This window comes from Nannocystis exedens (assembly GCF_002343915.1).
Taxonomy (GTDB): Bacteria; Myxococcota_A; Polyangia; order Nannocystales; family Nannocystaceae; genus Nannocystis; species Nannocystis exedens.
Genome location: NZ_NETK01000001.1, coordinates 2,621,252 through 2,634,497, shown reverse-complemented (window position 1 = coordinate 2,634,497; position 13,246 = coordinate 2,621,252). Strand labels below are relative to the sequence as shown.

The 13,246-nt window shown below is 73.1% G+C and carries 12 protein-coding genes; 8 read left to right on the top strand and 4 right to left on the bottom strand.

From position 1 onward, the window contains the following. Nucleotide 1 precedes the first annotated feature (1 nt). The gene (locus NAEX_RS10290; RefSeq protein ID WP_096327333.1) at nt 2-1,036 is read left to right on the top strand and encodes an MlaD family protein; all 1,035 of its coding nucleotides are present in this window, start codon (nt 2-4) and stop codon (nt 1,034-1,036) included. 184 nt (nt 1,037-1,220) lie between these two features. Here the strand turns inward: NAEX_RS10290 and NAEX_RS10285 are convergent, their stop codons facing one another. From NAEX_RS10285 to NAEX_RS49965, 3 genes are all read right to left on the bottom strand, one after another. Next, complete coding sequence (locus NAEX_RS10285) at nt 1,221-2,132, bottom strand: tetratricopeptide repeat protein (RefSeq protein ID WP_096327332.1); 912 nt, start codon at nt 2,130-2,132, stop codon at nt 1,221-1,223. Next, entirely contained in the window at nt 2,129-2,704 is a 576-nt protein-coding gene (locus tag NAEX_RS10280) for an RNA polymerase sigma factor (protein WP_096327331.1), read from the bottom strand. The genes NAEX_RS10285 and NAEX_RS10280 overlap by 4 nt, the downstream gene beginning before the upstream one ends. A 71-nt stretch (nt 2,705-2,775) precedes the next feature. Continuing rightward, on the bottom strand, nt 2,776-3,621 hold the full coding sequence (locus tag NAEX_RS49965) for a hypothetical protein (RefSeq protein ID WP_096327330.1): 846 nt from the start codon (nt 3,619-3,621) through the stop codon (nt 2,776-2,778). A gap of 233 nt (nt 3,622-3,854) precedes the next feature. Between NAEX_RS49965 and NAEX_RS10270 the strand changes: the two genes are divergently transcribed. After that, nucleotides 3,855-4,862, top strand: coding sequence for a hypothetical protein (locus tag NAEX_RS10270; RefSeq protein ID WP_096333573.1), 1,008 nt, complete (start codon nt 3,855-3,857; stop codon nt 4,860-4,862). Nucleotides 4,863-4,943: 81 nt separating this feature from the next. On the opposite strand, the gene NAEX_RS10265 is transcribed toward NAEX_RS10270, so the two are convergent. Continuing rightward, nucleotides 4,944-5,789 carry a fatty acid desaturase family protein gene (locus tag NAEX_RS10265; RefSeq protein ID WP_245913664.1) on the bottom strand — a complete coding sequence of 282 codons (846 nt, stop codon included), beginning with the start codon at nt 5,787-5,789 and terminating at the stop codon, nt 4,944-4,946. A gap of 122 nt (nt 5,790-5,911) precedes the next feature. Between NAEX_RS10265 and NAEX_RS10260 the strand changes: the two genes are divergently transcribed. The 6 genes from NAEX_RS10260 to solA all read left to right on the top strand — a co-directional run bounded on the left by NAEX_RS10260 (nt 5,912) and on the right by solA (nt 13,212). Beyond that, nucleotides 5,912-6,919, top strand: a complete 1,008-nt coding sequence (locus tag NAEX_RS10260) for a fatty acid desaturase family protein (RefSeq protein ID WP_245913662.1) — start codon at nt 5,912-5,914, stop codon at nt 6,917-6,919. Further along, on the top strand, nt 6,916-7,656 hold the full coding sequence (locus NAEX_RS10255; RefSeq protein ID WP_096327329.1) for a hypothetical protein: 741 nt from the start codon (nt 6,916-6,918) through the stop codon (nt 7,654-7,656). The genes NAEX_RS10260 and NAEX_RS10255 overlap by 4 nt, the downstream gene beginning before the upstream one ends. A 54-nt stretch (nt 7,657-7,710) precedes the next feature. Then, nucleotides 7,711-8,631, top strand: a complete 921-nt coding sequence (locus tag NAEX_RS10250; RefSeq protein ID WP_245913661.1) for a DUF4215 domain-containing protein — start codon at nt 7,711-7,713, stop codon at nt 8,629-8,631. Between the two features lie 125 nt (nt 8,632-8,756). Further along, nucleotides 8,757-10,925: an FHIPEP family type III secretion protein gene (locus NAEX_RS10245; protein WP_096327328.1), complete on the top strand. Its 2,169-nt coding sequence runs from the start codon at nt 8,757-8,759 to the stop codon at nt 10,923-10,925. Nucleotides 10,926-10,937: 12 nt separating this feature from the next. Beyond that, nucleotides 10,938-12,053, top strand: coding sequence for a tryptophan 2,3-dioxygenase family protein (locus tag NAEX_RS10240; RefSeq protein ID WP_096327327.1), 1,116 nt, complete (start codon nt 10,938-10,940; stop codon nt 12,051-12,053). A 4-nt stretch (nt 12,054-12,057) separates the two neighbouring features. Beyond that, on the top strand, nt 12,058-13,212 hold the full coding sequence (gene solA, locus NAEX_RS10235) for an N-methyl-L-tryptophan oxidase (protein WP_096327326.1): 1,155 nt from the start codon (nt 12,058-12,060) through the stop codon (nt 13,210-13,212). Nucleotides 13,213-13,246: the final 34 nt, after the last annotated feature.

Below are 13,246 nucleotides of genomic sequence, written 5' to 3'. Positions count from 1 at the left end.
CATGAATACGCGCTACCTAACCCTCGCAATCTTCGTCACGGTGACCCTGGCCGCGCTGGCCGGGCTGGCGTGGACGCTCGGCGCGTTACCGAAGGCAGGTCACCACTACCGCCTCCACCTCGACGACGCCGGCGGCCTGGTCGAGGGCAACGCGGTCCGCATCGCGGGGGTGCAGATCGGGCAGATCCAGAAGATCGGGATCGACGGCAACCGGGCGCTGCTCGAGCTGCGGATCAACCCCGATGTACCGATCTTCGCCGAGACGTGCGCGTCGCCGCAGATGAAGGGCCTGCTCGGCGAGAAGTTCTTGCATCTGCGCCAGCCGGGCAGCGGGACGCCGCTGCCTCCCGGGTCGGAGATCCCCTGCGTCGACCCGAGCGTCGACATCGGCGAGGCGCTCAACGCGATGAACGGGGTGGTCGAGGGCGACGAGGCGCTCTACGGCCACGTGGTCCGCATCGTCAAGCGCGTCGACACGCTCACAAAAGCGCTCGACGAGGGCGGCCTGCCCAGCGAGCGCCTCGACCGCATGCTCGGCGAGGTCGAGACGATGCTGACCGACGCGAAGGCGATGCTGGCCGAGAACCGCGAAGACCTGCGCGCGATCGTCAAGGCGACCCGATCGCACCTCGAGAACCCGAACGTGGGGCGGATCATCGACCGCGGCGCTTCGCTGGTGGCGCTGGTCGACCAGAAGGCGCCGGGGTTGCTGACGAAGGTCGACGGCCTGCTGACAGAGGGCTCGGAGATGCTGGCCAAGGGCGAAAAGCTCATCGACGCGGTCGACCCGGCCGAGGTCGAGACGATGGTGGCCGACGGCGGCGCGGCGCTGAAGAACCTGCGCAAGCTCAGCGAGGAGTTCCAGGGCGTCGGCAAGGCAGTGATGCCGATGATCAAGGACCTGGCGACGGTCGCTCACCGCGCTGCGGCGATCAACGAGCGGCTCATCCGCGACTTCTTCCAGGTCGAGGGCTTCCGCGTGCGCCTGGCGGTGCCGTACGGGGTGCGCGGGAAGCTGGCGAAGCTCGAGGAGTGAGACGCGCGGGCTGGCGGCGGGCGGTCGACGGGTCCCAGGACGCGTCGACCGTCTGATGCGCTTTCGGGACATGTTCGCCCGGACAGACTGTCCTCCGGACGGGTGCCCGCAGGACTCGCCCGCGCGCTCGCCACGAAGATGTCCACCGGGACATGGCTTCGTGGACAGGCCGCGCTGCCGGGCGTCAGCGCGGGCGGAGGCCGGTGCAGGCGGGGCCGGGGCCGAGGCGGCCGAGGGCGCCTTCGACCTCGTCGGCGAGCTGCTCCTTGCCGGGGTAGCGCTCGAGGTAGAGGGCGTAGGCGCAGCGGGCCTCGTCGGTGCGGGAGGCGGCCTTGAGGAGGCGGGCGAGGTCGAGCAGGGCGGCGCGGGCCGGCGGGCTGTCGGGGTGGGCGGTGACGAGGAAGTCGAGGACGCGGATGGCGGCGTCGCGGCGGCCGGCGGCCAGCAAGGCGTCGGCCTGGCGGGCGAGGTCGGACGGGCTGGCCTTCGGGTCAGGTGCGTCGTCCTCGGCGGGGGCGACGGCCAGCGGGGTGCGGGCCCCGTCCGGGGCGATCCACGTGGCCACGCCGGTGCGCAGCTCGGTCTCGGTGCGGGTGCCGGCGACGACGATGACGACCCGGCCCTGGGCGATCTCGACGGTGCCGCCGGCCGTCTCGACGCGCAGCAGCTCGGGGCCCGCGTGCGCGGCGACGGTGACGTCGTAGCGGCCGTCACCGAGCTCGACCTGCCACTCGCCGCGCACGCCGGCGGGCGGGCCCTCCTCGGCGACCACGCGCACGGCGGCGGCCAGCGCCGGGGCGGCGACGTGCGCGGCCTCGCTGCTGTTCGTTGCGACAGGTTCCAAGGCACCTGTCTTGGAGGACATGAACGAAGGGCGGGCCCAGACCAGCGCCACGGCGGCGGCGACCGCCAAACCGGCGCCGGCCCACAGGCGGCGACGGTCGCGGCGGCGGGCCTGGAAGCCGGCGAAGATCGCGTCGGAGCTGACCTTGAGGACAGGTGCGGGCGCGGACCGGGCGGCCTGGACCAGGCGCAGCAGCTCGGGCGAACGGACGGCGGGCTCGCCGTGGTCGGGAGGGCGAATCTCGGGGGTCATTCGTCCCTCCAGGGGATCCCCAGGGCCGCGCAGAGCAGCTGCTCGGCGCGGCGGGTGCGGTAAGAGACAGTGCTGATCGGGACGCCGAGAGCGGCCGACGCCTCGTGCAAATTCATGCCCTCGATCGCGCGGGCGACGAAGGATTCGCGCAGCTTGTCAGGCAACTCACCCAGGGCGCGATAGAGGCGCTCGCGCTGCTGCGTCGCCTCGAAGTCGGCCTCGGGGGTGGCCACGGGGTCGTCGCCGGCGCGGGCCGAGGCGATGTCCTCGCGGCGACGGCGGCGACGCTGCGAGTCCCACCAGTTGCGCACGCGGTTGGCGGCGATGGTGTAGAGCCAAGTGCCGAGCTGGGCGTCGCCGCGGAAGCGGCCGATCGCCGAGAAGGCGGAGATGAAGACCTCCTGGACCAGGTCGTCGACCGACGACGCGTCGCCGGTCATGCGGAACACCTGGCGAGCGACCCGATCCTTGTAGGCCTCGAAGATCGCGGCCTGGGCGGCCCGGTCGCCGTCCTGGGCGGCTGCCAGGACGGCAGCGCTCTCCACGTCCCTGACTGCGGCACGCGGCGTCATGGCCGGCCAGAGTGTAGCGGAGGTGAGCACGCAGCTATAGACCGTGTCGGTCGCCGCGAATCCAAGTCCGCTCAGCCGAAGATGACGCCGATGACGAGGCCGAGCATCCACTGCGCCGGGCCGCGCCGGAACCGCGCCCCGTGGCCCGCCACCGACCGCGACGGCGAGACGAGATCGACCCCCGTGCGGGCGCCGAGGAACACGCGCCGACCGCGGTATTGCAAGGTCGCGCCGATCTCCGTCGACGACGTCCAGTCGACGTCGTTGTGACGGAGATCGCGGACACGCGACCGCAGGGCGTGCGCGAGGACATGTCCTCCGAGCCAGATCTGCCGTTTGAGCAGCGAGGCGCCAGCGGCCAGTCCGCCGCCGAAGCGGAGGTGGAACACCGACACGTCCTCGGGCGCGGTGCCCCCGAAGCCGAGGCTGGCGATCGGTTGCAGGTGATCGCGCAGCAGCCAGGCGCCGCCCATCACGTCGGCGCCGCCCTCGACCGAGCCGGACCCGACCTCGATGCGCGGTCCGAGGCCGAGCCAACCTTGTAAAGGAGGCGGAGACGGGCGCAGGGGGGCGGGTGGAGGTGTCGCAGGCCTGTCCCCGCGCAGGGGGGGCGGGGCCTCATCCATGAGGAGGGTGAGGCTGGCGGCGAGTTCGCGGCTGCGGTCTTCGCGGGTGTCGCCGGCGAGGACCAGCCGGCGCGTGCGCGTGGCGCCGTCGGGGCCGCGGAGGCGGACGGCGAGTTCACGCTCGTGCGGGCCGCCGCGGACGCGGATCGTCCAGGTGTCGAGGTCGTCGCCGACGCGGGCGCGCAGGCCGGCCTCGGTGAGGCGACGGTCGACGGCGTCGGTGTGCAGCTCGAGCGGGGCCGCGGCGAGGGCGAGCCAGGCGACGACCGCGAGCTGAGGCGCCAGGGCCACTGGGTGCAGTGGTGCCAAAAATCGCGGCATTTGACCAGCGACGCGGCAGGCGCCGGCCGCACGCGGCAAGATCGCCGGCTCGCCGACGAGCCTCGGCGACGGTGGTGCGACGCGGGCTCGTCGCGAGCTCGCTGCGAGGCGTGAGGCAGAGCGGCGGGGCGTCGCGACGACTTCGAGGTCGACGCTCGCGGTATGCCGTGGACAGCGGCGAGCGCTCGCGGCACCCTCGCGCCGTGCCTGTCGACCGCGACCGCTGGAACGCCTGCCGCTTCGATCCTGCTTCGCCGGCGGGGCACTACGAGAGCTACTTCCAGCGGGCCAACCACCCGACGCGGCCGCTGGCGTGGTGGATCCGCTACACCGTGTTCTGTCCCAAAGGACAGCCGGAGCGGGCGGTCGGCGAGCTGTGGGCGATCTGGTTCGACGGCGAGCGCGGGGTCATCGCCGCGGCCAAGCAGACCGTGCCGTGGGAGCGCTGCGCGTTCGCCCGCGATCGCCTGGACGTGCGCGTCGGCGAGGCCACGCTCGACGCCCGCGGGCTGCGCGGGGCGGCGGCCGGGGCGGCGCACGCGTTCGCGTGGGAGCTGACGTACGAGAGCCCCGAGCCGCCGCTGCTGCTGCTGCCGGCCAACCTTTACGGCGGCGGGTTCCCCAAGGCAAAGTCGCTGGTCGGGTCGCCGAACGCGGTGTTCACCGGCACGGTCACGGTCGACGGCGAGGCGCACGCGATCGACGGGTGGGTCGGCAGCCAGTCGCACAACTGGGGCGCGCGCCACACCGACCGCTATGCGTGGGGCCAGGTGGCCGGCTTCGACGGCGCGCCGGACAGCTTCCTCGAGTGCGCGACGGCGCGGGTCAGGCTCGGGCCGCTGTGGACGCCGCCGATGACGCTGCTGGTGCTGCGCCACGAGGGCGAGCAGATCGCGCTCAACTCGCTGTGGCAGGCGGCGCGGGCCCGCGGCGAGGTGGCGGTCGGCGGCGCCGAGTTCGAGTGGCGGCTCTCGTCGCAGACGCGGGAGGTCGCGGTCGAGGCCCGGATCTGGGCCCCGCGGCAGGCCTTCGTCGGGCTGGCGTACGCGAACCCGCCCGGCGGGGTCAAGACCTGCCTCAACAGCAAGATCGCCCGCTGCGAGCTGCGCGTGCGCCGGCCGGGGCGGCCGCTGGTCGAGCTGCGCAGCGATCGCGCGGCCTTCGAGGTGCTGACCGACGAGGCCGGGCACGGGGTGACGGTGGTGGCCTGAAGGGCATGTTCGAAGGGACATGCTCATCCGAACATGCGCGAACGGGCATGCCCCGAAGAGCATGCCCGCGGCGGCGGCGGCTCACTGCGCGCGGGCGGCGGCGCGGCGGGCCAGGACCTGCTCCATCTTGGCCGGGTTGAAGATGTTGGCCCGCTTGTGGTGGTTGGCGTGCATGTAGAGGCCGAACCAGATGCGGTTGCCGAGCCAGTAGAGGCCGTGGTCGAGGTTGACCGGCTTGTAGTCGCCGGTCGGCGACTGGGCGTTGTGGGTGGCCCAGTTGAAGTGGGCGACGTGGACCCAGCCGACGGCCTGGGCGGGCAGCCACAGCATGAGGAAGGCCTCGGGGCCGAGCAGCAGCCAGAACGCGAGGTTGAGCGGGATCATGACCGAGAAGCTGAGGACGCTGCGCAGCTGCTCGCGCCGGCGCATCTCGGGGGTGTCGCCGAACTGGTCGTAGGCCTGGTTCTGCAGCTGCTTCTCGACGTTGACGAGCATCGTCCGGGCGAGGAAGCGCCAGAAGCTCGGCATCACGTGGTGCGGGTCGCGCTCGGGGTCGTCGGAGTAGCGGTGATGACGCTGGTGGATGATCTCCCACGAGGCGTAGCGGGTGATCACGAGGACGCCGGCGATCTCGCCGATCAGGCGGTTGATCGGCCGCGGGAAGTTGCCGTGGCAGCAGTTGTGGATGAAGACGTTGAGCAGGATGTGGACGTAGATGACGAGCGGCAGCAGGGCGAGGTACCACCCCTGCCACTCGACCAGCGGCCCCTGCCCGGTGGCGAGGATCCAGGCGTCGAGGGCGAGGAAGGCCAGCAGGTACGCCCCGTCGTACAGGAAGTAGAACCACGGGTTCCTGCGGTACTGGACCGAGGGCTGCGCGGTGAGCCACGTGGACAGGTTGGTGGCGATGCCGGTGTGAGCGGTCACGGTGCAGACGGGCGCGGACGGGCGCGGGGGCAGGGATATCACGCGCGCCGGGGCCCGTCGAGATTGTCCCCACGCGCGCGAAGATTGAGGCCGTCCCGCGCGCGCAGTATGGTGCCGCGGCGATGGCCTCTCAGGGCGAAGCCGCCGGTGCGAAGCCGGCTGCGCACGAGCGCGAGCGCGAGCGCGAGACCTGGCTCGTGCGCCATCCGACCGAGTGGCGGCAGGTCGGGATCGTCGGCGCGTACCTGGGCCTCCTCGGGCTGATGTACTTCGTGCCGGCGTGGCGCCACCCGCTGCCGTTCGTGCTGGCGTGCCTGCTGAGCTTCCTCAACGCGGTCGTGATCCACAATCACATGCACCGCGGGATCTTCCACTCGCACCGGCTCAACCTGATCTGGCGCAGCGTGCTGAGCTTCGGCGCGCTCTACCCGGCCTCGGCCAACGTCCCGGCGCACAACCTGGTGCACCACCACTTCGCCGACGACGGCCAGCCCGACTGGGCCGACCCGTCGCACGTGGCGTTCCGCTGGCACCTGCTCAACCTGATCCACTTCCCCAACATCGCCGGGCCCAACACGTTCGCGGGGGTCGGCCGCTGGGCCCAGGTGACGAAGCAGCAGGGGTTTACGCGCCAGTACACGACGGAGCTGGTCGTCGCGTTCGGGCTGACCGGGGCGGCGCTGCTCCACGACTTCTGGGGCGCGCTGCTGTTCATCGTCCTGCCGCAGCTGTACGGCGCGCGCTGCATCCTCCGCATCAACCTGATCCAGCACGACGCGACCGACCCGTCGAGCGAGTACAACCACTCGCGCAACTTCGTCGGCAAGTGGTTCAACTGGATCATGTGCAACAACGGCTACCACACGATCCACCACAACCGCGCCGGCCTGCACTGGAGCGAGCTGGCCGAGGCCCACCGCCGCGAGGTCGCGCCGCGCATCGAGCCGCGCCTCGACGAGCCGAGCATGGTGCTGTACCTGCTGCGCACGTTCCTGCTGCCGCGGCGCCGGCCGGTGATGCGGGTGCGCGACGGCGGTGAGGCGGAGCAGCTGGCGCGGGCCAGTCGGCGCGCGGCGGCCGAGCAGCAGGCGGCGCGCGAGCAGTCGGGGCCGGAAGGGGCGGCCGCGTGACCGGCTTCTCGGCGGCGCTGGCGTACGCGGCGCTGGCGATCTTCTGGCTCAACACGCTGCTGATCGCGGCGGCCGGCTGGGGCGAGTGCGCGCGGCTGGTGCGGCGCTGGGGCGCGCGGGCGCGGGTCGGCGTGGTGGTCGAAGGGACAGGTCCCGAGGGGCAGGTGGCGATCCACCGGGTGCGCCAGGTCGGCCGCTCGAAGGGCGACGCGGCGATCTGGTTCCACGACCGCGCGTACGAGGGCGAGGTGCTCGGCGGGGTGGTGGCGGTCGGGTCCGAGCGGGTCGGGCTGGCCGGCGGGACGGTGTGGGTCGGGCGGGCGCGGCAGCGGGCGGCGGCGGCCTGCCCGGGCGCGGAGGCGTTCGCGGCCGCGCGGCCGGCGGCGACCCGCGCGGCCGGGTGGACGCGCGCGGTCGAGGTGTCCATCGGGACAGGCGATCGGGTGTGGCTGTCCCAAGGGCCAGACGGCACGCTGATCGCCGACGCGGACCCGCGAGGGTGGCGGCGCAAGGCGGTGGGGCTGACGGCGGCGCTGGTGGCGGGGCTCGTGGGGGTCGCGGGTGTTTGCACCGCGCTGTGTCTGTGGCCGCCGGTGTTCGGGACGGTGAGCAAGCTGGGGGCGTTCGCGACGCTGGTGGTGTTCAACTTGTTCCAGCTGTTCGGCAAGCTGCACCACGAGGCGATCCAGCCGCCGGCGACGCTGGCGTTGCGCGGGGTCTGGCGCGCGCCCGCGTGAGGGCGCGGGTCCGCGACTGGCGCGGGGCGACGGGCGTCGAGTAGAGTGCGGCCGGTGTCGTTCGCGCGGTCGCAGGTCCTGATCGTCGTCCTCGCAGCCTCCGGTTGCTTCTCGCCGGCCGGGGTCGACGGCGGCGCGACGAGCAGCGAGACGAGCGCGGCGACGACCGAGGCGACGGCCGGGCCGGAGACGACGGAGGCCGGCACGAGCACGAGCACCGGCGCGGCGCCGACGACGGGGCCGACGGGGACGGTGACGTCGATGGCGACGACGACGACCGAGCCGGTGACGTCGACCGAGCCGCTGACGACGACGACGCCCGACACGACGACGACCGACGAGACGACGGGGACCGTCTGCGGCGACGGGACCGCCGATTTCCCGGTGGAGGAGTGCGACGACGGCAACGAGGTCGACGGCGACGGCTGCAGCGCCGGCTGCGAGCTCGAGCTGCCCGACAAGCAGAAGCGCTTCGTGTTCCTCACCAGCGCGACGTACAGCGGGCTCGAGGTGGGCAAGCTCGCAGAGGCCGACGCGCGCTGCAACGCGCTGGCGAAGGCCTCGGCGGTCCCGACGGTCAAGGATCGCAATTTCAAGGCGTGGCTGTCGGACGGCCGCGTAGCCGCGATCGACCGCATCAGCCCGTTCAGCGGCGAGTTCGTGCTGGTCACCGGCGTGCCGGTGGCGAACAACTCGACGGCGTTCACGACCGGCGGGCTGATGGCCATGATCAACGTGACCGAGACGGGCGCGCAGATCCCCTGGTTGATGCGGTCGTGCGGCGGGAGCAGCGACGGCGTGTGGACCGGCACCCACGTCGACGGCACGGCCGACGCGGCCAACTGCAACAATTGGCAGGCCGATCGAGGGCAGGGGTTGATGGGGGCCTTCGGCGCGGTCGACGGCAACTGGACCCAGTGCTCGCCGCGCAGCTGCGACAACCGCTTCCGGCTCTATTGCATCGAGAGCGAGTGAGCGCGCCGCCGCGGTCCGCGGCGGTGAAGTGCCTGCGGCAGTGATCCGCGGCGGGCGAGGGGCGAAATCGCACTGAACACTTGCCGATCTTGGCGCGCGTTCGCGCGCGGCTAGCCTGGGCGGCCATGCGCATCGGCCGAGCCGCGGGCTCCGGACAGGATTTCTGGGCGGTTCTGCCGGGCTACGGGCTGGTGCTGTGGGTGCTGGCGGCGGTGGTCTGCGCGCTGTTGCCGCTGCCGCGGTGGCTGGTCGACCTGCTGCTGACGCTGAGCCTCGCGGGCTCGGTGACGGCGCTGGTGGCGAGCGTGACGGTGCGGCGCAGCGCGGAGCTGCTGGGGTTCCCGCGGCTCATCCTGCTGATGACGCTGACGCGGATGGCGCTCAACGTGACGACGACGCGGCTGATCCTGCGCGACGCCGACGCGGGCGAGGTGATCGCGGCGTTCTCGACGCTGGTGATCCAGGGCGACCTGCTGGTCGGGGCGGTGGTGTTCGCGATCGTGACGGTGGTGCAGTTCGTGGTGGTGGCCCGCGGCGGCGAGCGGATCGCCGAGGTCGCGGCCCGCTTCGCGCTGGACGGCTTGCCAGGGCACCAGGCGGCGATCGAGGCCGACCTGCGGGCGGGAACGATCTCGGCGGCCGAGGCGTCGCGGCTGCGGGCCCGCCTGCGCGAGCGCTCCAACTTCTACGGGGCGATGGACGGGGCGGCGAAGTTCATCCGCGGCGACGCGATCCTCGGGGTGGTGCTCACGAGCATCAACGTGGTCGGGGGGGTGGCCGTCGGGCTGCGCGACGGGCTCGGGCTGATGCCGTCGCTCGAGCTGTACGGGCGGCTGGCGATCGGCGACGGCCTGCTGGCCCAGGTGCCGGCCCTGTTGGTCGGGCTCGCGGGGGCGCTGCTGGTGGCGCGGGTCGACCGCGAGGAGCCGACGACCCGCCGCGCGACGTGGTGGACCCCGGAGCTGCTGGCGGCCCCGGCGGGGCTCCTGGCCGGGCTGGCGCTGGCGCCGGGGATGCCGACGGCGGCGTTCGGCGCCACCGCGGCCGGGCTGGGGGCGCTGGCGTGGTGGACGCGGCGGCGGCGGAGTCGACCGGGGCGGCGAATTGTGGTCTGTCTCCCGGGACATGATGAAAAGGACATGCAGGCGCTGCGCCGGCCGCTGGCCGAGCTGCGCCGCCGCTGCAGCGAGGCGCTGGGCGTCGAGGTGCCGCCGATCGTGGCGACGGCGGGGCCGAGCTTCGCGGTGCGGCTCGGCGAGCGGGCGCTGAGCGCGCCGGAAGACCTGGGCGAGCGTGCGGAGGAGCCGGCCGCGCGCGCCGCGATCGACCTGGCCGACGAGACAGGAGAAGGGCGGCCGGGCGGCGGGACGCGAGAGGTCCGCCAGGACCCGACCGACCAGGAAGGGAGGAGCGCGGACACGCGGGCAGAGAGGGCGCGGAAGCTCCACCCGGTCGAGCGGGCAGGCCTGGAGCGGAGCGGAGGAGGGGGCGAAGCGGTCGTGGATGTTTTCAAGGACATGGTCGACCGCGCAGGTCCTCACGGACATGGCTGGGAGGACAGGGTCGTGACGGCGGTGTTTCGGGCGGTGATGCGCGGGGCGGAGGCGCTGGTCGACCTGGATACGATCGCGGCGGCGCTCGAGGCCCACCGCGCGCGCGAGCCGGCGGTCACGCGGGAGGCGCTGGCGGCGGTCGGGCCGGCCGAGCTGCTCGAGCTGACGCGCGGGCTGCTGCGCGAGCGGGTGCCGCTGCCGCAGTTCGCGGCGCTGCTCGACGCGGTCGCGTCCGAGCCGCTGCTGCGGCAAGCGAGCGAGCGGGGCCGCTGGCTGGCGGCGCTGCGCGAGCGGCTGGCGCCGCACTGGGTCCATGAAGTGGTAGCCGCGCACGCCCGCGTCGGCCCCGTGACGTGGACGCGGCCGGTGGGTGACGCGGAGGCGGCGCTGCTGTCCCGGGCGGTGCACGGCGAGCGGGGGCTGCGGCTGGGGCTCGACGCCCGTTCGCGGCAGGCGTGGCGCCGGCGCGCGCTGCAGAACGACGTTGTCGGCGGGAGGATCGAGGTTGGGCCGCCGCCGATCGTGGTCTGTTCGCCGCGGGCGCGGCCGGTGTTCGCGCTGCTGCTGGCCCGCGGAACGCCGCACGTGACGGTGCTGAGCACGGTGGAGCTGCAAGAGGCCGAGCTGCCGGTGCCCGGAGATCCGGACGGACCTCCGGCGCGGTGGTTCGAGGCGCCGGTGCAGCACGCGGGCGGCGCCTCACGCGGCCGGACGTTGCCGGGTGAGCGCGACACGGCGTAGCTTTCGCGGCCTATGGCCGGCAAGGCGACGCTCTACTGGGATTACATCAAGCTCGAGGAGCTGCTCTCGCTGCAGACGGGCGTCGAACCCGACGAGTCGGAGCTCGAGAACGACGAGGTGATGTTCATCACCATCCACCAGATCGACGAGCTGTGGTTCAAGCTGGCGATCCGCGAGCTGGTGCGGGTCCGCAACCTGTTCGCGCAGGAGAAGGTGCGCGAGCAGTCGCTGTCCGACGCGGTCCGCGGCATCCGCCGCACCGCCTTGCTGTTCGACCAGGTGGCGCATCACTTCCGCCTGATGGAGACGATGACGACCCGCGACTACCTCGGCTTCCGCGACAAGCTGAGCCCGGCGAGCGGGTTTCAGTCGGCGCAGCTGCGGGAGATCGAGATCCTGATGGGCCTGAAGGTGGACGACCGGATCCCGCTCGGCCACGACAACAGCTATCTGCGGGCGCTCCGCTACCCCGACGGGCGGCCGTCGCCGGCGTCGCAGCGGGTCGAGGCGCGGCTCAAGGACGTGCCGACGCTGCTCGAGGCGATCAACGAGTGGCTGCACCGCACGCCGATCCAGGGCTCGACGCCCGAGCAGGAGGGCGACACCGAGAACGTGCGCCGGTTCGTCGAGAACTACCTCAAGGCGCAGGCGATCGAGGCCGAGGAGGCGATGATCCTGGTCCGCGACTCGGCGCCCGGCGAGGCCGACCGGCGGCGGATCGAGGAGCGCTACAAGCAGGAGCGGATCAAGGCGCGCGAGTTCCTGCTGGCCGAGGAGGTGCCGGAGGAGGATCGCCCGCGGGTCGCCCGGGTGCGGGCGGCGCTGCTGTTCATCGAGAGCTACCGCGAGCTGCCGCTGCTGGCCTGGCCGCGCGAGGTGCTCGACGGGCTGGTCGAGCTCGAGCAGGCGTTCGTGATCTTCCGCCAGCGGCACGCGCGGATGGTCGAGCGGGTGATCGGCCGCCGCACCGGCACGGGCGGCTCGGCGGGCGTCGACTACCTCGAGCAGACGGCGCTGCGGTACCGGGTGTTCCGCGAGCTGTGGGCGGTGCGCACGCTGATGATCCGCAAGACCGCCCTGCCGCCGCTGCGCGGGCCCGACGTGTACGGCTTCGTCGCCAAGGAGTGATGCGATGCGCGGGCCGAAGGTGATCGTCGTCGGCGGCGGCACGATGGGCTCGGCGACCGCGTGGGCGCTGGCCGCCCGCGGGGCCGAGGTGACGGTGCTCGAGCGCTTCTCGCACGTCCACGAGTACGGCAGCCACTCCGGCTACACCCGCATCATCCGCGAGTCGTACCACGAGGGCGCCGGCTACGTGCCGCTGGTCCGCCGCGCCGACGCGCTGTGGCGGGCGCTCGGCGAGAAGGCCGGCGAGACGCTGCTGGTGCGCACCGGGATGGTCGAGTTCGGGCCGGAGGACGACCCCGACTACCAGGGCGCGATCGCGGCCTGCGTCTCGGCCGGGGTCGAGCACGAATTGATGGACGCGGCCGCGGCCCGCCGGCGCTTCCCGATCGCGGTGCCCGCAGGTTGGACGGCATGCTTCACGCCGTCGGGCGGTTACCTGCGCGTTGGGCCATGTCTCGAAGCTTTAAAACGAGAGGCCATGTCCCTCGGGGCAGCTTGGCGGACGGGCGCGAGGGTCCGCGAGGTCGCGCTCGGCGAGCGGCCGCGGGTGCTGCTCGACGACGGCGCGCTGCTGCCGGCCGACCAGGTGGTGGTGACGGCGGGGGCGTACCTGCCGGGGCTCTTGCCGGGGTTCATGCCGGGCAAGCTGAAGGTGCTGCGGCGGGTGCTCGCGTGGACGCGGCCCGACCCGGCCGAGATCGACCGGCTGGCGGCGATGCCGGTGTGGGCGTCGTTCGGGCCGGCGGGCTTCGTGTACGGGTTCCCGTACGGGCACGAGGGCGTGACCGGCTTCAAGCTGGCGTGTCACGTGCCGCCGCCGGAGGTCGGGGCGGCCGAGGCGGGGGTCGACCCCGAGCGAGTCGACCGCGCGATCCACCCGGCCGATCTCGCGCCGCTCGCCGCGTTCCTCGCCGAGTATTTGCCGGCGGGGCGGGGCGAGTTCGTCCACGCGACGGTCTGCCTCTACACCTGCACGCCGTCGACCGACTTCGTGATCGACCATGTCCCCGGGGACAGGCGGGCGTGGGTCGCCGGCGGGTTCTCCGGGCACGGCTTCAAGTTCGCGCCGGCGATCGGCGAGCTGGTGGCGGACGCGGTGCTCACGGGAGCGGCGCCCGAGGCCCTGCGGGCGTTCGCGCGCGCACGCCACGCGGGGTGATCGGCCCGCGGCGTGGGCGGACAAATCCGCGCCG

Excerpts from the sequence above, each read along its gene's own strand:
- NAEX_RS10290 (WP_096327333.1), top strand. The coding sequence starts at position 2 with ATGAATACGCGCTACCTAACCCTCGCAATCTTCGTCACGGTGACCCTG.
- NAEX_RS10285 (WP_096327332.1), bottom strand. The coding sequence starts at position 2,132 with ATGACCCCCGAGATTCGCCCTCCCGACCACGGCGAGCCCGCCGTCCGT.
- NAEX_RS10280 (WP_096327331.1), bottom strand. The coding sequence starts at position 2,704 with ATGACGCCGCGTGCCGCAGTCAGGGACGTGGAGAGCGCTGCCGTCCTG.
- NAEX_RS10260 (WP_245913662.1), top strand. The coding sequence starts at position 5,912 with ATGGCCTCTCAGGGCGAAGCCGCCGGTGCGAAGCCGGCTGCGCACGAG.
- NAEX_RS10245 (WP_096327328.1), top strand. The coding sequence starts at position 8,757 with ATGCGCATCGGCCGAGCCGCGGGCTCCGGACAGGATTTCTGGGCGGTT.
- NAEX_RS10240 (WP_096327327.1), top strand. The coding sequence starts at position 10,938 with ATGGCCGGCAAGGCGACGCTCTACTGGGATTACATCAAGCTCGAGGAG.
- solA (WP_096327326.1), top strand. The coding sequence starts at position 12,058 with ATGCGCGGGCCGAAGGTGATCGTCGTCGGCGGCGGCACGATGGGCTCG.